12 protein-coding genes are annotated in these 20280 nt (G+C 42.7%); 11 read left to right on the top strand and 1 reads right to left on the bottom strand.

What is annotated here, in order from left to right; genetic code table 11:
* Positions 1 to 162 precede the first annotated feature (162 nt).
* The 11 genes from MHI06_RS26810 to metK all read left to right on the top strand — a co-directional run bounded on the left by MHI06_RS26810 (position 163) and on the right by metK (position 19778).
* Positions 163 to 2184 carry a DUF5693 family protein gene (locus tag MHI06_RS26810; protein ID WP_340399631.1) on the top strand — a complete coding sequence of 674 codons (2022 nt, stop codon included), beginning with the start codon at positions 163 to 165 and terminating at the stop codon, positions 2182 to 2184.
* Positions 2160 to 3341, top strand: a complete 1182-nt coding sequence (csaB, locus tag MHI06_RS26805) for a polysaccharide pyruvyl transferase CsaB (RefSeq protein WP_340399630.1) — start codon at positions 2160 to 2162, stop codon at positions 3339 to 3341. Before MHI06_RS26810 ends, csaB begins: the two co-directional genes overlap by 25 nt.
* Before the next feature lie 7 nt (positions 3342 to 3348).
* Positions 3349 to 4110 (top strand): WecB/TagA/CpsF family glycosyltransferase, encoded by a 762-nt coding sequence (locus MHI06_RS26800; protein WP_340399629.1) that lies wholly within the window; start codon positions 3349 to 3351, stop codon positions 4108 to 4110.
* A 280-nt stretch (positions 4111 to 4390) separates the two neighbouring features.
* Entirely contained in the window at positions 4391 to 5521 is a 1131-nt protein-coding gene (locus MHI06_RS26795) for an MraY family glycosyltransferase (protein ID WP_169479759.1), read from the top strand.
* A gap of 161 nt (positions 5522 to 5682) precedes the next feature.
* The gene (locus MHI06_RS26790; protein ID WP_340399628.1) at positions 5683 to 9657 is read left to right on the top strand and encodes an S-layer homology domain-containing protein; all 3975 of its coding nucleotides are present in this window, start codon (positions 5683 to 5685) and stop codon (positions 9655 to 9657) included.
* 203 nt (positions 9658 to 9860) lie between these two features.
* Positions 9861 to 10202, top strand: a complete 342-nt coding sequence (locus MHI06_RS26785; RefSeq protein ID WP_036612519.1) for a hypothetical protein — start codon at positions 9861 to 9863, stop codon at positions 10200 to 10202.
* Positions 10203 to 10793: 591 nt separating this feature from the next.
* Positions 10794 to 14360, top strand: coding sequence for an Ig-like domain-containing protein (locus MHI06_RS26780; RefSeq protein ID WP_340399627.1), 3567 nt, complete (start codon positions 10794 to 10796; stop codon positions 14358 to 14360).
* Positions 14361 to 14582: 222 nt separating this feature from the next.
* Positions 14583 to 17186, top strand: coding sequence for a hypothetical protein (locus tag MHI06_RS26775; protein WP_340399626.1), 2604 nt, complete (start codon positions 14583 to 14585; stop codon positions 17184 to 17186).
* A gap of 119 nt (positions 17187 to 17305) precedes the next feature.
* A complete protein-coding gene (locus tag MHI06_RS26770; RefSeq protein WP_340399625.1) occupies positions 17306 to 17899 on the top strand; it encodes a hypothetical protein in 594 nt (197 codons plus the stop codon).
* Between the two features lie 148 nt (positions 17900 to 18047).
* Positions 18048 to 18320 (top strand): alpha/beta-type small acid-soluble spore protein, encoded by a 273-nt coding sequence (locus MHI06_RS26765; RefSeq protein WP_340399624.1) that lies wholly within the window; start codon positions 18048 to 18050, stop codon positions 18318 to 18320.
* A 255-nt stretch (positions 18321 to 18575) separates the two neighbouring features.
* Entirely contained in the window at positions 18576 to 19778 is a 1203-nt protein-coding gene (metK, locus tag MHI06_RS26760) for a methionine adenosyltransferase (RefSeq protein WP_340399623.1), read from the top strand.
* A 91-nt stretch (positions 19779 to 19869) separates the two neighbouring features.
* On the opposite strand, the gene MHI06_RS26755 is transcribed toward metK, so the two are convergent.
* A complete protein-coding gene (locus MHI06_RS26755) occupies positions 19870 to 20010 on the bottom strand; it encodes a hypothetical protein (RefSeq protein WP_340398421.1) in 141 nt (46 codons plus the stop codon).
* Positions 20011 to 20280 lie beyond the last annotated feature (270 nt).

Genomic DNA, 20280 nt, shown 5'->3' with positions numbered 1-20280 from the left:
GTTGGCGGAGGGGTTTTTCTTTGAAATAAAAGTGTAGATGGTTCTAGCATATAACAGGGCTTGTTGACACAAGCTGTTTGTAACCTATTGTATAAATGTTAAATGAACGAATTACTTGAGCTGAACGTGCATTTGGTTCCAACACTTGAGGAGGTACATGTAGTGCGTCAAAAATGGCTTTATTGGAATAACGCTTCTCGGAAGTGGTTGTGGCTCGTCGTTATTATCGGTCTCGTTGCGTCCATCCCTGTAATCAGTGATCGGGTGCAGACAGAATCTTCTGCCAAAAAGGTAGAGCTTGTCTTCAACTATCGAGGTCTGCTGGATATTTCCGCCTATCAGGCACATCCGCAAGATTTCATGAATGAACAATTGACTCGTCTGAAAGACGCAGGCGTAACAACGATGGCTGTGTTCGAAAGTACATTGGACGAGCTGAGAAAGACACGCCGACTAATGGTATACAACGGCCAGGATCTCGCGAACCTGACCAAAGATGTGATTCCTTCTAACGCAAATTACACGTATGTGTTATTTACATCAGAGGAAAATGCACAGACGTATACCCCTATTATTGAACAAACGTTCGCTGATCGGCAGATTCCAGTGCTACCATGGGAATATGAAGGTCGTAGCGGCTTAATATTGCAGACTCCTCCGGAGAATGCCAACATGCAGCCTTTGCAGCCCGATCCGGTTGCGGTGAAGATGCTACGTGATAAAGGTTTCTACATTTTGCCGCGTATCTCGGACGGTGTACCATACAGCCAGAAATCGATGGAGCGCTTGCTTACCTTCTTCGAGGAAAATGGCGTGAAGCGCATCTTGTTTGATGGTGATGCTGTGAAAGGGTACAATGATAATGCAGAGATGAAAAGTCTCGACCAGTTCGCACAGTTGCTGAACAAGCACAATATTGGTCTTGCAGCCATTGAGAACTTGAAGAAACCGCAGTCTGGATTCCAGACCCTCGCTTATAAAACGGACTACAATGTCGCGCGTCTGTACTCACTTAGTGATGGAGATGCCAATCTGGACGTAGATACGATTGCTGACCGTTTTGTTCTGGCAACCAAAGACCGCAACATTCGTATGCTCTATATGAATGCTTCCCCTAGTCGGAATACAGCCAAGGCCATGATTACAGATCCAATTGAGAATCTGATCAACAGCCTGGGTGAACCGGGTCATGCAGTAGAACGCATGGCGAAGCATGGATTTGAACTTGGACAAGCTGAAGCATTTACAGTTAAGGATTCGTCGATTCAGCGTTATGCCAAGCTGGTTGCTCTCGTTGGTGCAATTGCGATGATTGCACTTATGGTTTCTTACTTTATCCCACTACTGACATTGATCTCATTTGCAGTTGCTTTGGTGGGCAGTGCCGGATTGTTCCTCTTGAAACCAACGCTGCTGGAGCAAGGAATTGCCCTGCTTGTGGCCATAGCGGCACCGACCATAGCGATGGTGCTGGCCGTTCGTACAGTGAACTATCAGCAACAGCGTCAACCCGACGCATCTGCGGGTCGTCGTTTGAAACAAACGTTGGTGTTGTATGTAAGAACATCGATTCTATCGTTCCTGGCGGTACCTTTTGTCATCGCGTTGCTTAACAGTATTACGTACAGTCTGGTCATTAACCAGTTCCGCGGCGTGAGTCTGTTGCACTTTGCACCTATGGCGCTGGTAGCGATTTACATTGTGTTTTATCGTGGTTCAGGTTCATTCTCGATCAAGAAAATTAAAGAAATGCTTCGTATGCCAATTAATGTGTTAATGGTTGTTTTGGCACTCGTTGCTGCCGTTGTTGGATACTATTATTTGAGCCGTACAGGTAACTCAGGTTCAGTAACACCATTCGAGATGTTCCTGCGTACCACGCTGGAAGATACGTTCGGTGTAAGGCCGAGATTCAAAGAATTTATGCTGGGACACCCGCTATTTATCGTTGGCGTGTTCGCCGCTTTAAAATATCGTAAAGTCATTTTTGTGCTCATTATTGCAGCGATTGGACAATTGTCCATGGTGGATACGTTCGCGCATATTCATACGCCAGCTGTATTGTCACTCATTCGTGGAGTGATGGGATTGGGACTTGGCTTAATCTTCGGTATCATTGCTGTGGGTGTGTGGCAAGTAGCGGAAGGATGTTGGAAAAAATGGTCACCACTTCTCAAAAGTTAGTCATCTCGGGGTATTACGGATTCCGCAACAGCGGAGACGAAGCGGTGCTAAAGTCGATTCTGACAGCGCTGGAAGAGGAAAGTCAGAGGTCGAACGTCACCATTGAACCGATTGTACTCTCGGGTGACCCCGAGTGGACAACCTCCATGTACGGTGTACGCTCTGTTCATCGCATGAAACTCAAGGAAGTCCGTGAAGCTCTCAAGGAGAGTGACGGATTAATCAGTGGCGGAGGAAGTCTATTACAGGATGCAACTGGACTGAAATCCATTCCTTATTATCTGGGTGTAATCAAGCTGGCCCAGTGGCTGAAAAAACCAACGTTTATCTATGCACAGGGTATTGGCCCTGTGAAGCGTAAAATTTTCAATCCGATGATCAAATCAGTCTTCAAGGCCTGTACCTATGTATCCGTTCGGGATGAACAATCTGCAGACTACCTGCGTGGGCTCGGGCTACAGTGGAATCAGATCCATGTAGTACCCGACCCAGTCATGGGCTTGCCATTACCTGAAGCAAAAGTTGAGAGTGGCACAGGTGCTATTTCAGCAAATGCTGCTAATCAAGCTAGCCGAGTGGAAGCTTCATCTGGAGGACATACCAAGCTTCCTGTGATCGGCATATCGGTGCGATTCTGGGAGTCAGACCGGAAGGAGCTTACGGCTATTGCAGCCGGATTGAAAAAGCTGTGCTCCAAAAGAGCCGTGCACTTGCGCTTTCTGCCATTTCATTTGCCGAATGATGAACAGGCATCACGATTCCTTATGGAAATGCTCGGTGACGTGACTAGCAAAGGCAGTGAGATTAGCATCACACCGGATCTGACCGATCCTCAGCTTATGCTGGAGGAAGTCAGCAAGTGTGATCTTGTCATCGGTATGCGTCTGCACAGTCTGATCTATGCGGCATCGCAATATGTGCCTCCGGTGGGCATCTCGTATGATCCGAAAATCGATCAATTCCTGCTTCGTCTGGATAGTGAACCAGCAGGCAATACGGATACACTCGATGGTGACAAGCTCGCCAAGACGGTCGTTGGACTGCTGGACCAACGTTCACAGTGGTTGAAGGAACATGAGGAAGGCATCACCCAACTGAAGCAGGAAGCCAGAGTTCCTGCACAGCAGATTATTAACTATTTAGGCCGCAAAGGATGAGATAAAGATGAGTCAGACCGGATCAATACCTACCGTTTCGATCTACGGCATTCCTTTTTCCAAACTGACGATGAAAGAAACGGTGAAGGTTCTCCAGGAAGCTGTGCTCTCCAAGCAGACACCACATCAGGTCATTACAGCCAATCCGATTATGGTTATGGCCGCATTGGAAAATCCCGCAATCATGGAAGTCATGCAAGCTGCGGAATTGATTGTTCCTGATGGAACAGGTGTTGTATGGGCTGCGAACTATTGTGGAGATCCTGTAGCTGAGCGAGTGCCGGGATTTGAGCTTTTACATGAATTGCTGCGTGTTGGAGAAAACTATCGATGGGGCGTATATCTGCTTGGTTCTACCCCTGAGGTGATTCAAGAAACGGCAGTTCGGTTACAACAGCAATATCCGGCGATTCGAATTGTGGGTTATCGCGACGGTTATTTTGGTCCGGCTGAGGATGAGCAGGTCATCGCTTCCATTCGGGAAGCGTCACCTGATCTGTTGTTTGTAGCACGTGGGGCGGACACCCAAGAACCGTGGATTCACCAGCACAAAGATGCACTGCAGGTTCCCGTAACCATGGGCGTTGGCGGCAGCTTTGATGTAATTTCGGGCAAAACGAAACGTGCGCCTAAGCTGTTCCAAAAGTTAAGACTGGAATGGTTCTATCGCTTGTTGCGTGAACCAAGCCGGGCTGGACGGATGCTTGCGCTTCCGAAATTCGCTGTCAAGGTGATGCGGGACAAAGAAAACGTGACGAAAGTCCGTTAAAAACAGGTAATTGCGAGATAAATGCTTGTTTTTGCTAGAAATTGAGGATGGCTTTTCGGGTGTGATGAGCGTATAATTCATTCCGGATTACATGTGTGCCACTCCATGAAAACAGAAGCGTTACACTTGGCACTACGATTGCAAGGCAACCTTTCGATCGCCGTTCTGGTGCAAATGGCATTTTTCATCAAAAGTGACTAACAAATAATTTTATATATAAAAAGAGATCAGGGGATTTATAATTTCGTACAGGTATTATAATTGGGGGTCGAATGTTCAAATGGTAGCGATCTTTATCATTGGATTTATCGTGTCAATGGGACTGGCTCTTGCCCTGACACCACTTGTCAAAAAGTTCGCAGTCCGCATTGGCGCGATGGATACGCCGAATGCACGTAAAGTACACACACGGATCATGCCACGTCTTGGTGGTCTGGGAATATTCCTGGCCTTTATTATTACAGTTGCTGCGTTGCTTCCGTTTGTATCGGCATGGTTCACGACTCGGGATATGAGTTTTGTCAGCGCGTTTCTGATTGGTGGAACAATTATCGTACTGATCGGAGCACTCGATGATCGGTTTGAACTGTCAGCCAAAGTGAAGTTGCTCGGTCAGATCGTTGCTGCTTCTGTCGTTGTATTCGGATTTAATATCCGCGTAGATTTCGTTAACATTCCTTTTCAGGATTCCTATTCTTCACTCGAAGCTTGGGTATCCATTCCGCTGACGATCTTATGGATCGTTGGTGTAACGAATGCGATTAACCTGATTGACGGTTTGGATGGTCTGGCTGCTGGTGTATCTGGTATCGCGATTGGTACCATTGCCGTGATGTCCTTCCTGATGGGGAACATGATGATCGCTTTGATGTGCCTTGTGTTGTTGGGTAGCATCATTGGATTCCTGTTCTTCAACTTCCACCCGGCGAAGATCTTCATGGGGGATACCGGATCACTATTCCTTGGTTTCTCTCTGGCGATGCTGTCTATGCTCGGATTCAAACAAATTGCTATCGTGTCCTTCATTACTCCGCTGATCATTATCGGTGTGCCGCTCTCGGATACCTTCTTCGCGATTATCCGTCGTGCGGTACAGCGGAAACCGATTTTCGCACCGGATAAAGGTCACCTGCATCACTGCTTGCGTGAACTTGGATTCAGTCACCGTCAGACGGTACTGATCATTTATGGAATTGCTGCATTCTTCGGAGTTCTGGCGATTATCCAATCTTCCGCTGCCATGTTTGAAGCGAACTGGGTAACATTCGTGGTCATCTGTATCATGATGTTCTTCCTCCAGGTGGGAGCAGAAGTCATCGGACTTGTTAGTAAGACGAGAAGACCGGTTATTAACTTCCTGATGCGTATGCGCGTCAAGCTGAATCCGGAGACCCGTTCGAATCATAAATAGATAAATGTATTGGTTACAGCTATTCTTGAATATTATTCCAGACCCAACCTTATCCCTAGTGGATAAGGTTTTTTGTTTATTTTGAGATTTTTACTAAATAATTGGAACCTTTTGCCGATATATAAAGGTAACTGACTTAAAAAGAGGAGAGATGATACGTAATGCAACAAAAGAAACGGCCGTTGGTCTGGATCATGTTGGTCACCATGGTGTTCTCATTGTTCCCACAAGGTCTATTCGGTGGGGCTGTTGCTTCGGCTGCAGACGGTGATCCGGTAACTCCTGGATCTAATGCTTATACCACATATTTTACGCCAGATATTAAGGTGTTAAGAGAAACATCCATTTTGTCTTTAACTTCAGGACAAACAGGCAAAGAATTTCTATCAAGAAGTAATGCCTATGCCACTTCAACATCAACCATAAGTATTTCAGGTTCTTATTCATTCGTTTCCAAAGATACGATGAAGGTGAAAGTTGAACAGTTGAATTCAACTACTCAAGGTGGCGTGGACAAGTGGGTTCCTGATGAAACAAAATCTATCACTACGGCAGTAACTGCTGATAGCAGTGGTAACAGTAAATTTAATGCAAACAACCTTACCCTGTTTCCTGGGTTCAACAAAATCACCTTTTTAGGTGTACAGGGATCTGTTGAGCGTTCGGATACATTCTATGTTTTATATGATCAAGCTCCTTTTATAGAGAATTTCAAAATCTCTACTGTTGTTTCTGGAGGTACAGGAAATGCAACATATGATTTAAATGCAGGCTCTGAGACAGTCGTTAACACAGAACGAGTATCGATCCAAGGTAAAGTGCAAAATGCTACACAGGTTACCGTCACAGTAAATGGTGGCGACTCTTACGATTCTGCTATGCTTCAAAATGGAGATTTTTTCTTACCTCAACTTAAACTTAAAGCAGGATTGAATAAGTTGAAATTTAAAATATCAAGCGCATCCAACTCCATTGAAACGGAGCGCTCAGTCTATTACTTTGATAGAAACCAGCCGTTCACCAAGCTAGATTTAACTGTAGGGACAGAGACACAATCTATTTTGGATGAAGCTAATCCTAATTTTACAATAACGGGGGAAACTGTAGGTAAATTGTCAGGACAAGCATTATTGCCTTATACAGCAAGTAATTTGGATTTTAGCCCAACAAACGGAACGATTACTATATCTAACAGTAATTTAGATCAAACGACACCATTTGTATTCCGAGTGACCAAGTCAACTCCAATAGCTGGATCAGACGGGATTAGCATGGAGTATCGACTTGTTGATTTTACAGTAGATACTCCATTCAAAATGGAATTAGAGGAAGGCGTTACTGATGTTAAGAAAAATCAGGAAGTGAAGCTCAATCTAACTTATGGTAACTTCAGCACAGGATTTACAGGAGGATATGTATATTCTCCAGGTTCTCAAGATATTCTAAATATGTACTATCTTCCTGATTATAAAAGTGGCCCGATTGAATCCAAGATTAAATTGGATGGATCAAGAGTGAAAAGTGATAAATTCTTTATTCTCGTCGAGTCGAGTAAAGAAATTGATGAAGCAGAGTTGTTGGGTGAATACCTTCCTACAGGAACGACAAAATTGATAATCAAAGCAGTAACAACAACAGATGATATGGGACTGGAAGATACGCAACAGATCTATGAAATCTCAAACTTTATTTCTGGAGAACAGCAAGTCCGATTCTATTTTGGCAAACCAACAGACTTGCCGAAAGTAGTTAAAATCTCTTATTCATCTGTCAGCTCAATCTATGTAGAGAATTTGCAAGATGGACAGACTTACAGTTTTGATTCAAAAAGTACTGAACAGACTATGTCAATTAAAGGTAAATTTATAGGCTTCAAGACGTTGGGGAATGATTTTAAACCTGAACTTGTAGTTAATGGTAAGGTGCTTAAAGACACGGAATATACGCAGGTTACACCAGGGTTCCCTAATAGTACGACAGGTGATTTTTCTATTAAACTAAAAGTGTTGAAAGAGGGACCGATTGTATTTGGTGAGAACACGATTGTGATCCGTGCAATTGATGAGGATGCCAACAAGCAGCCTACAACCATAACAACAACGCTTAGAATCAATGTTATTGATACGAATCAATCTACAGTTACAACTTTTATGCCTACTTTGGTTCCTAAAGATTCCAGACAACCATTTGTGGATAAATCTTTGACCAGTTATACACAGGATGAACTGAAAAAAATCTTCGCTGTTACGCCTGAATTTGCATTTAAAGAGGATAAATATGTAACAAGTGAAGAATCCTACGACCTTGTAATTAATGGTGGTGGAGCTCAGATTGCGAATGTATACTTTGGTTCCAAATTAATTTTCACACATACACAAGCGACAGATCGTGTGCTGCAAACAAATAAGTTGGGCGATAATGGCATGCCGACATTTGACTTTGTAGGTAATGAAAATCAATTCTTCGCCAGAATTCAGAACCTGAAATTTGATGCACCAGGAACGCATGTATACACTCTTGAACTTATTAACAGAACTGGTGCCAGAACAACACAACGACTTGAGATCGTACGTGAACCTTCTTCTTATCGCATTCTTGCTCCTCAGCCAACAGTGGGAGACAAAATTGTTGTTAACAAAAACTTTGTAAGGTTTGATATTGAAGCTGAAGGTGCTACTCAAGTAGTGATCGATAAACAGCCTGCCGTTAAGCGTACTGATTCTAATAATCGCTTTGTACTGGATTATGTGGGTTTAAAACCTGATAAAAATAACGCAATTAAAATTCAGATCACGCGTCCAGGTGGCACGATTAATGACACAGTTAATGTATTCTATACATCTACAATCACAACAGACACGCAATATATGGCTCCAAAAGTAGCTAATAAGTACACTGTGTTTAACAAGGAATTGCAGCTATCCCTGCCGAAAGGGACTGTTTTACAATCAACAACTGTAAGAAACATGACCAAGTTTTATCCGGATAATAAAATTTTGTTTGGAATAGCTGACTCGGATAAAGGGATCGTAGAGAGAAAGAATGATTACGGTAACTGGATTGGTTCCCCAGATGAGGGTAGCGAAAATGCACAGAGCTTTATTACAGTCTCACCAGAACTTTCAGGATTGTTCAGTTCAACACTAAACACTAATAACTTTACTCCAATCTCAGATATTTACTGGATTCATGGGGGCGTGGGTGAACTCGGTGATAAAGGAGAAAGTGGTTACAGCGCAGGTACCAATGGTTTATCTCCGTATAGCCTTGAAGGCAACTTCACTCAGTATGCTGCTGAGAGAGTGTTAACTCCCTCACAGAGAGGAAGTCTAACGATTGCCTATGACCCTTCAATCGTAGATGATGTAGGTTCAACTATCACTGTATTCAGATACTCAGACAAGACCAATGTAGGGAAATGGGTACCTATTGGAGGCGTAGTTGATACTAAAGGTCATACCATTACTGTTCCATTTGATGAATTCGGGTATTACAAAGTAATGAAACTTAGCAGAAGCTACCCTGACATTACGAACCACCCGTGGGCACGTAATTTATTAAATGCCTTGTATTCGAAAGGGATCATGAATCCATTGAGAGCAAGCTCATTTGGAGCAGATGATCAGACCACTCGTGGGGAATTTGCAACGCTACTTGTGAGAGGTCTGGATATACCGTTGAATTATGCCAATCAACAAACCTTCCAGGACGTCTCGGTCAGTACGAAGTCAGATCGCTGGACCTACGAAGCGATTGAGACGGCGGCTCGCGCAGGTATCGTTCAAGGTTTAAGTGATGGATATTTCCAACCGGAAATGCCAATTACACGTGAACAGGCAGCTGTTATGATCGCTCGTGCAATGAACTCGAAATTAGCTACGAACGATAGTAAGCTTGCTGATACACTTGGGAAATCATTCTTGGATTCAGGTTCTATTGAGTACTATGCTCGTCCTGCTGTGCTCGCAATAACTAAGGCGAAAATCATGGAGGGAAGCCCGGTTACAGTGCCTGGCTCAACCAAAGCTCAGTATCAATTTAACCCTAAAGGTAATATGACTCGTGCAGAAGCTGCTAAAATTGCAGTTGAATTACTTAAGAAGAGCACGAAGCTGTTCCCTAAAAACTTGAGTTAAAGCATATAGAAAACTGTTCAATACTGAAAGACCTGTCCCTTGGACTAAAGGGACAGGTCTTTTTATGACGGCATATTAACTGATATAGAACTCTTTTATAATAGAAGAAAACAGTTATTTACCAATAACTATTTTTGTAATTTGCTAGAGATTAAGATACAATAACGGTAAATACACAATGATTTAGAGGGTGAAGTTAGCTAATGAAACCGATTTATTCGAAAGCCCAGCTGGGCTACATGAAGGCAAAGACACAGTTCGAGAAGCAGGCAGTCATTCTGGAGAAAAAGTTGGAAGATACACGTAAGACTCAGGAGATCTCTCAGGAAGTCATGGAAGGGCTTGTACAGTCCACTGGCTTCCATGATGCGTATAACAATCTGGTTCTGGCGGAGAATGAGTTGATTGAATGGTCTCACACGACGATGAAGCATGAGAAAACGTACCGTGAGAACAGACAACCCATTGACGATATGTATCTGAGATTGAACAGTGATCCAAATATGCGGGCTCAAATTATTGAACTTGCGATGAAGATCAAATAACGTATATATCCAGAACTGCACAAGGAGCATCCCATTAGGGGGTGCTTTTTTATTTTTCATTTTGTGAATTTTGTCGCTTCATGGGCTGAAGCTGTGGGTATAAATAAACGTTGGCAGAGCAGATAAACCAGATATTTCAGTTATAGAATCACTGTTGTATCAATAGTTTGAAAAGGTTTAGAATGGCCTAAATCCCCGTACTGTACCTACACATAAAATAAATCAAAACTTTTTTTGTGCAATCCGCAACTTTTTGAAATCTACTGCGTTTAAGATGTAGAGTCAAAAACATTGGGGAACTTACCAAGAATGACCTCGTGAAGAATCTTGTCTATTTATTAGAAAAAATTGCTTTACGGCACGAGAGACCCATTGTATAATACGTAAGGTAGGATTAGGAAACTACTCTATTTACGTGTGATTCTGCTATTATTCTTGTTTACAAGTTTCTGTGATATGCTCACAGACATCATTTATATTAACTTGCTCATAACTCTGGAAAGGGGGTGCGACAATAGAATGAGGAATACGAGCGACCCTATTAAAGAAAATTCCAATGTTATGAACGCCCAAGGAGGAGACAAAAAGGTTATGAAGAAAATTTTATCCGTAGCATTGTCTACAGCAATGGCATTCTCAATGTTTGCATCTGTAGCATTCGGTGACACAGCAGTAACACCACAACAACAGTTTGATGCATTGAAAGCAAAAGACATCTTCAATGGTTACCCAGATGGCACAGCTGGTCTGGACAAAGAGATGACTCGCGCTGAGTTCGCGAAAGTTATCACTAAATTGCTCGGTCTGAAAGAGATCACAGGAACTCTTTCTTACACTGACAAAAACTACAACGCTAATAACTGGGCTGTACCTTATATCGAAGCAGTAACTGCTGCCGGTATCATGGAAGGCACTAACGTTGAGAAAAAACTCTTCAGCTTCAATGGTAAAGTAACAATTCAAGAGATGGCAACAATCTTGACTCGTGCACTTGACCTTGAAATCCCAACTGAAACTAACAACAATGCAGCAGCATGGGCTAAAGGTTATGTTCAAGCAGCGATCAACGCAGGTCTGATCGACGCTAACGCTAACTTCGCTGGTAATGCTTCCCGTGAATTGTTGGTAGGTGCAGCTTACTCTATCGATCAAGCTCAAAGCTTGAAAGTAGAATCTTACACAGTAACTGAAGCTGGTAAAGTAGTTGAGTTCAAAATCAGCGACGGCGAAACTGTTAAAGTAACTTTGGATACAGCTCTTGAAGCTAACAAAGAAACTGAAGTGAAATTCACTTACAAAGATAAAGAGTTCACTGAGAAAGTTACTTATGTAGTAACTGCAGCGACTAAAGTTGAAAAAGTAACTGCTAACAATCTTAAAGAAATCCTCGTTACATTTGACGGAGATCTGAAAGAAGAAGAAGCTGAAAAAATCACAAACTACAAATTGGATGACGCTACTTTGAATGCTGCTTCTACAGCAACATTGCAAGCAGACAAAAAATCCGTTTTGATCAGTTTGAACAACGATGGTCCTACATTGACTAACCAAAGAACTTATAAATTGACTGTTAGTGGCTTCAGCAACATCACTGCTGCAACATTTGATTTCTCTGCTCTGGATGTAACTGTACCTGAAGTTTCTTCCGTAGAAGTTCTTGGTAACAAAGTAATCAACGTTAAATTCAGCGAGCCAGTTAAAGTTGCAAGTGCTGAAACTCGTTTGAACTACAAAATCGATGGTTTTGTAACTAACGGCGAGATCAAACTTGCTAAAGATGGTAAAACAGCTACAATCACTTTGTACAGCCGTTTGAAAGCTGGAGCTCACAAAATCTCCATCTCTGGTGTACAAGATTATGCTAACATGACAATCATCAACTACCTTGATAAAGACATCACTGTAGCTGAAGATACTACTGCACCAGCATCGTTCACTGTTGAAAGTGCAACTTTGGATGCAGCAACAGTTAAATTCAACGAAGCTGTAGACCAAGACACTGTGAAAGCAGCTAACATCTACTGGTCTGATAACGCTGGAACAACTAAACATGTTGCAACTAGCGTAGAAGCAACTGATTCCACATTTACAACTTACAAAATTATTTTCGATAGCAACAAGCTTCCTGCTAGAGATACAACTTTGTATGTTGAGTCCGTAAGTGACTTGTTCGGAAACGCTGCTTCTAAATTGAGCACTACTGTGAATGCAACAGTTGATGTTACTCGTCCAGAGATTTCTTCTCTGCAACCAGCAACAGATCAATATGGTAACTTCACAACTGATTCTGTCAGAAAACTAGATGTTAAGTTCAATAAATCTATTGCTACTAGCCAATTCAGTGTTAGCAATTCAAACAATTTGGTAGTTAAAAACTCCAAAGGTGAAATCGTATCAGTAGCTGCTGGTGCTGTTACTAAAGCGAATGCTACAAACACGTTGACAGTTACTCTGTCCAACGCACTTACTGAAGGTACAGCATACACTGTAGAAGTGAAGAATGTAGTTGACAACACTGCGTTGAACAACAAAATCATTCCACAAACTTTCACAATCACTGCACCACAAGTATCTGCTCCATCTGTATCTAATGTAGCTGTTTCCCAAAACACTACTGAAGGAACTAAAGTTCAAGTTGTATTTAACAAATCGATGGCTCTTGATGGTGAATATTCTATCTTGAAATCCGATCGTTACATGGTAAAAGTTGGAGGAACAGGTTCTACAGGAGGTAGCTGGTATTTGCTCCCGACTGGAACTACTTTCCAACCGACTTATGACAACAAAGGCGTAATTATCAATGTTCCAGCTGATGCAAAATATGATGGTCAAAATCTTTTGAGCGGTGCTAACATCACTGGCTTCAAAGTGACTTTGGTTTCTGACGTAAACGGAAATAAATTGTCTGGCCTTACTAAAGAAGTATTCGTAGGTGATGCTGCATGGGGTAGCACTGCTGCTAAAATCGAAACTTCTGAAGTGAAAGCAACAGCTAAGAACAAAGTTAAAGTTGTTTTGGATCGTCCATTGCAAGTAGTGTATGCTTCTGACTTCCGTGTAGACGGAGTTCAACCGACTTCTGCTTCTTACGAAACAGTAGACGGTAAAGGCGAAGTTACTTTGACTTTGGCTTCTGATCTGCCTGCTGCTGTTAACGTGAAACTTACAACTGTAGCTGCTGACGATATTAGATCTTTGGATCTGTTGGGTAACAAAATTGCTCCAGCAGCTGTTGCTGGTATCACTGTAAAAGATGGCGTTGCACCAGAACTGATCGCAACTCAACCAGTTGTTGCAACTGCAAATAACAAAATCCAAATCAAATTTAATGAAGAACTTACTACAACTTTGACACAAGCTCAAATTGCTGCAAACTTCGTAGTTAAAACTGGTTTGAACCAAGATACAACTTTGAACCCAGGTGTTGATTACACTGCAGTAATCCTGCCTTCAAATGAGAGCATTGTTGAGCTTACTATCACTAAGCCACTGGCTGATGCTCAAAAAGTAACTGTTGCTACTAACGACAATGCTGTTTATATCTTTGACAAACAAGGTGTCGCTACTTCCGGTTACGCTGGTGCGAACAAAATTAAATTCTCTGCAACTGACGTAGCTAATGTTAGTGCATTGAATGTATTGGCTCCAGAAGCTGATGCAACTGTAACATCTACTGTATATACAGTTAACTCTACTGCTAACACTATTACAGATGTTGCTTTTGCTACTACTGTAGCTCAACTTACAACTAACCTGACTGAAAAAACAGGAGCTTCTGTTGAAGTAGTTAAAGCTGATGATTCATCTACTATTGGAGCTGATACAGTAGTATCTGGTTTTAAAGTAAAAGTTGAATCCTCAAATGGCGCTACTAAAACTTATACAGTAACTGTAGATGCTGCTAGCACTACTGCAACTGTTTCAGTTAAAGCAGGTGCTACAGGCTATGCTGTAACTGGTAACACTGTTACAGTACCAGTTGGCGATACTGTAGCTGATGTAAGAGCTGCTCTTGAAGCTTCAACAGGAGCAAACTTCGTTGTAACTGATGCTTCTAATGTTGCTAAAATAAACACAGATACAGTAGTTGCTACAGATAAAATTGTTGTAACTGCTCAAGATACGAGTGTTACTAAAACTTATACAGTAGCTAACTAATATTTAAAAGGAAGCTCAAGAGCATTAGCTCTTGAGCTTTTTTTTATGAATAGGAAGTATCATTAATGATATATTACATTGTTTGTTTGTAATTCTGAGTTAAGATCTGTAGCTGAAATTTAACTTCAATTGATTGAATCAAAACCAACAACATCGTAACTTTATTGGAGGTTAAATCGTCTATACTATAAATGCGACAAGCAATTTATGGGAGGTTTGAAATTGAAATATAGAAAGGTCATTACAACTCTGTTATCTGGTGCAATGTTGATTACCGCAAGCGGAGAAGCTGTTTTTGCAGCCGATTCAACTGCTACGAAGAGTGGGAGTAGCGATACTACAAAAAAACAACAGACACCTACACCAACCAAGATAGTACATACTCTGTCTAATGTGCCAGCTGTTAAAGTGACTGCTCGCAGTTCAGTGAAGTTAACGGATGTAAATATTTTGTCTCAAGATGATGGAAACACAGTAACGTATACATTAACCTATAAAAACAATGATAGCGCCCCATTAATGATGTTAGATTACTGGAGTAAAGTGAAAACTAAGGGTGGAACAAGTTTTTCTCCTAAATTAATTGCTAAGGATCAAGAGAAGAAGACAGTAGCACCAGGTTCTACTGTAGATCTAACTTATGTGATGAAAGTAGGACGGGAAGTAAAATTAAGTGATTTAAACTTCCTGATTGTTAAATGGGATTTTAGTAAGCCTAATTATGAAAGCACTTTGGGGAAATTCAATATCCCTTCTTCCTATAGCATCACCACTCCTGTTGGTAAAACGAAGACGGTTCGTTTGAGTGATTCAGCTGTGAAAGTAAAGGTATCTGGCATTAAAGTATACCCAGGAGAAGATAAGAATCAATATGTTAAAGTCGGAGTGAATTTGAACAATATCAGTTATAAAATGTTGGATAATCCGAACATTAAGTGGATTTTGCGAACGCCAAGTGGTACGAATTATCCACTCACTCCAGACAAAGACAGTTCATCTGTCAGTGTTCAGGCACAAGCGAATAAAACGTTGGGATTGCTGGCTTCCCTTCCTATTTCTTTGAAGCTACAGAATTCAGAGTTGTTGCTGGTAGAAGAACAAGGAGAAGAGAAGACCGCTTTACCAGTAGCTGCGTTGCAGTTGCCTGAAGCTAGTCAGTCAAATGTACAGACTGCAGCGAATCAACCTAATATTATATCCATTAATGGCCAGCGTGTATCTACATTGATAGAATCTGCTCGCGTGCGAACAGAGGATAACGAGTATGATCTTACAATGCAGTTTCTGATCAAGAACGAAGGCAAGAAAGAAGTAACTATTCCAAAGTATTCTTTGGAGATTCGAACAGAAGATGGCACTTCCTATCCTATTGAAACTAAGGCTTTTGATGCCCTCAAACTTAAACCTGGAGCAAGTAAGTCTGTTAAATTATTATCAACTCTTCAGGGTGATGGTGATATAAACAAGATTAAGTTATATGTGATGACACCTCGTGCAGAGGATGATAGCAAGGAGACTAACAGCGATGCTAAGAGCTTAGTATTCTCCTACCCGGTTGGTATCTATGCTATTCCTGAGTCAGTTGTTAGTGGAGATGGGCTAACGACTGAAACGGTTATTAAAAATAGCAAAGGGATGTTCGGTGTATCTGTAGGATCTCTACAGCGTCTTCCTTGGACAGATAGTGATATCGTAGCGGCAAAAGTAACGATTCGAAATGCATCAAAAAAAACGGTACAATTACCTGAATTAGAAGCTATGTTTACGATTGATTCTGCTCGTATTGATGGAGATACGAAGCTCATTCGTGCGCAAGGTGGAAAATTATTAGGACCTGGAATGACCACAGAAGCCTACCTTCTAACCAAAATTCCAACGGAGTTAAATATGAGTAGATTGGAAGTCACTCTACTAGAAAAAGTTAGTGAGGAAGAGACTAATGATTGGATTACCCTAACTACGTCTGGATTGATCCAACCTTTGGCTAATGTAGCCGCAGGCAAGAAATTCATTGTCGGTGGTAAAGATAAAGAAACAGAGTTAGGGGTACGTAGAACCTATATCTACCCTGGTGCTTCAACGGATATCGTATACACAGAGTTTGAAATGACTAATAAATCCTTACGTCAGAATGGTCTTGCGAAGCTGGTAGGCTATTATAAAACTTCTGATGGTCAGTACTATAAGGCTACAGCCAAGCAAGCTGATCGAGTACCTGGACCAGGACAGAAGAGTGTAGTTACATTCTGGGCGAAAGTTCCTAAGAGTGTGACAGCTTCTTCTGAAATGCGCTTAATTATTGGTGAAGGTGTTGCGGATAATAAATTTGTATCTGGTGAAGGTGAACCTACAGCTTTTGTTAATGCAACAGCATTCGAGGTTCAGCCGAAACAATTAGTAGTGCAAGGATCTTTAAACAATATCGATCTCTATCCATTCACGTTCTCAGGCAGTAATATTAAGGCTTATCTGAATGGCTCTACTGCGCTCCAAGTAGAAATGATATATTCTCTGACGCGTGATGGAGAGACTGATAGCGGAGAAACAGGCCATAAGTTAATTCTCGCGATTACAGACTATACGGGTAAAGTCTTTGAGAAAGAACTCTCACTGGATACTGACCTAAAAGTAGGACTAAATCAAAGTGTAAGCTGGAATATTGATGATACGATATTTAACAAACGTAGAGGTGGCACATATAAAGTTGAATTGTTCGATCAGTTCCAAGGACAAAAACTTCTATTAGCAGCCCAAACGTATAGCTATGATTCTTCTAAACTTCCATTGGAAGATCTGGAAACAGATTCATCTGTAATTGGAAGATAACGTAAATCAATAATACCGAACCTCGTTTCCCCCAACGGAAACGAGGTTTTGCTTGTCCCATGGCGTTTTTTTCTCTATAGTTAAAGTTAATAGATTACCAGAGGAGGAAAATGATTCACATGAAACCTTATATGAAAGTATCCCTTGCTGCGCTCGCGATTGGTGTTGGCGTGTGGGTTGGGTCGGTATATAGCAATACAGCCATTGGAGCAGGCACCAGCCAACCAGGTACAGCGGATGATCCAGTTGTAACGAAGAGTTATGTAGATCAGCAGATCCAACAGGCTTTGGGCGGTAAGATTCCGACGGGAAGCGGTAGTACCAGTACGGGAACAGACAGCAATGCAGGAAATGGTAACAATACAGGCTCTACGGGAACCGGGAACTCAGGTAGCACAGGTGGAGATACATCCCTTCCTCCACTAGTCTCAGGCGCTTCTGATGCCATTGAGATTGTAACTGTGAAGCCGGGTCAACAGCTGATCGGGTTATCTGGCGCGGAGTTCATCGTACGTAGCGGCAAAGCTGTGATCGTCAGTGAAGGTACGAATGGTGTAGCTGATCTGACGGACGGGATTGACCTGACGAATGGACAGGCAGCGCCGACCAATCACCTGCTCTCTTTCCCAAGGGATGGACGGGGGATTACGGTATTGGAAGGGAACAAATATAGCCTAACCGTAATGGTTCGTGGTGGATATACTATGAAATAGGTTCTGTATCTGTTAAAGGAATTATTCAATAGTCATACATTTCATTTGCTCAGATTACCCAGTTCTAACAAACATTAATACGGCTAGCTAACCTTGTTCCTGTTCACTCTATAACTGTACACAACCAATTAACGGAGGTGCAGGAACCATGGCTAGAAGCAATCGCAAAGTGGTACCCGAAAGTCGTCAAATGTTGGATCAGATGAAGTATGAGATCGCTGCAGAATTTGGCCTCGATGTGGGTTATGGTCGCAGAGGTTTGGCCGGTGCGGATACAGAGTTTGGATCTGAACTGGGTGAACTGAGTGATCACTCTTATGGGCAATACAAAGGGTGGGGACATCTGACTTCCCGCGAGAATGGATCGGTTGGTGGAGAGATCACCAAGAGGCTAATTCGTCAGGCAGAGCAGCACTTATAGGGCATTTTCCTTACCCCATTTTGTTTGACACGTCTTGACAAATACGTTAAGATGGCATTTGAGGTATGCAACCTTTTCCACTAGGGAAAGGTTGATTTTCGTTTGAGGCAATTACCTGAAAAATCCTTATCTTCGTAACTGCGGACCCTGCGTCCTTATTCCATGTTGGAAAGCTTCGAGGGTACAGTGAACGAATCGCTGTCATGTTTTGTTCGGGCAATCGCCATACTATTAGTTATGGGAGGTTGAAACTTCATGTCTGTTAAAGGCCGGCATCTATTTACATCGGAGTCTGTAACCGAAGGACATCCGGATAAAATCTGCGATCAGATCTCAGACGCCGTTTTGGACGCGTTTCTGGTGAATGATCCTAATGCTCGTGTAGCATGCGAAGTTTCTGTAGCCACAGGCCTTGTGCTTGTTATCGGTGAGATTAGCTCAGCGTCTGAATATGTGGACATTCCGTCCATCGTTCGTAATACCATCAAGGAAATTGGGTACACAAATGCCCAATTTGGTTTTGATTATAACACTTGTGCAGTTCTGACTTCTCTGAATGAGCAGTCCGCTGATATTGCCCAAGGCGTGAACGCAGCGCTTGAGAACCGTGACCCGGAACAAGTCGCTCGTGAAACAGAAAACATTGGTGCAGGTGACCAAGGTCTGATGTTCGGTTTTGCAACGAACGAAACACCGGAACTTATGCCTTTGCCAATCGCACTGTCCCACCGTATCGCACGTCGTCTGGCGGAAGTGCGTAAGAACGGTACTTTGGAATATCTTCGTCCAGATGGTAAAACTCAAGTAACGATTGAATACGACGGTGACAAGCCGGTACGTGTGGATACAATCGTTGTGTCTACTCAGCATGCTGAAGAGACTACGCTGGAGCAGATCCAAAAAGACATCAAAGAACATGTAATTCTGCCCGTCGTTCCAGCTGAATTGCTGGATGAGCAGACTAAATATTTCATTAACCCAACAGGACGTTTCGTTATTGGCGGACCTCAGGGAGATGCAGGCCTCACGGGACGTAAAATCATCGTAGATACCTACGGCGGTTATGCACGTCACGGCGGTGGTGCGTTCTCTGGTAAAGATCCGACAAAAGTAGACCGCTCCGCAGCATATGCGGCTCGTTACGTAGCGAAAAACCTTGTTGCTGCAGGTCTTGCAGACAAGTTAGAAATTCAGCTCGCTTACGCGATTGGTGTAGCCAACCCGGTATCGATCAACGTGGATACATATGGAACTGGCAAAGTCAGCGAAGAGAAACTGGTTGAGCTTGTGCGTAACAACTTCGATCTTCGTCCGGCTGGCATCATCCGTATGCTGGATCTGCGTCGTCCAATCTACAAACAAACAGCTGCTTACGGTCACTTTGGCCGTACAGACCTGGATGTACCTTGGGAGCAAGTGGACAAAGTAGACCTTTTGAAAACTCAAGCAGGTCTGTAAGCTTCGGTCCAACACATGTAGAAGTCCATGATTCCTTAAAGGAATCATGAGCTTCTTTTTTTTGCAGCGTGCCCAGCTAAGCACGCATCTTCTAGCCGATGAAAATCCGGTCGCGGGAGAGGCCAAGCCCCGTGTAGCTAGGATACTTGCGTATGGAGAAATCTGTGCGTAAAAGCGTATCGACGAAAGTACCTGTCAGAGACAGGGCGAGCGACAGTCCAGGCCGTAACATCAAGTGAATCCTGCCGCGTCGTCAAAAAGGCCTTGCAAGAGGGAAAAGAGGAAGCCGAGTCTCGTGTAGATGGACGAAGGCCAGGGAAGCTGTTTTGAACTTGGAGCGACAGCGAAGAATCCTCCGGCGTAAGGGGAGCGGCATGGTCTGAAAGAGGATGTAGTGAACTGGGGAGACCCTCCCCTGCACGGATTTTTTTTTTTTATGAATCCGTAAAGTGGTACTCTATAAGCCAGAAGGTGAAGTGAGTGAACAGCAGGAAGGGAGTCC

Source organism: Paenibacillus sp. FSL H8-0079, from assembly GCF_037991315.1.
Taxonomy (GTDB): domain Bacteria; phylum Bacillota; class Bacilli; order Paenibacillales; family Paenibacillaceae; genus Paenibacillus.
This window is presented reverse-complemented; position numbering and strand designations above follow the sequence as displayed.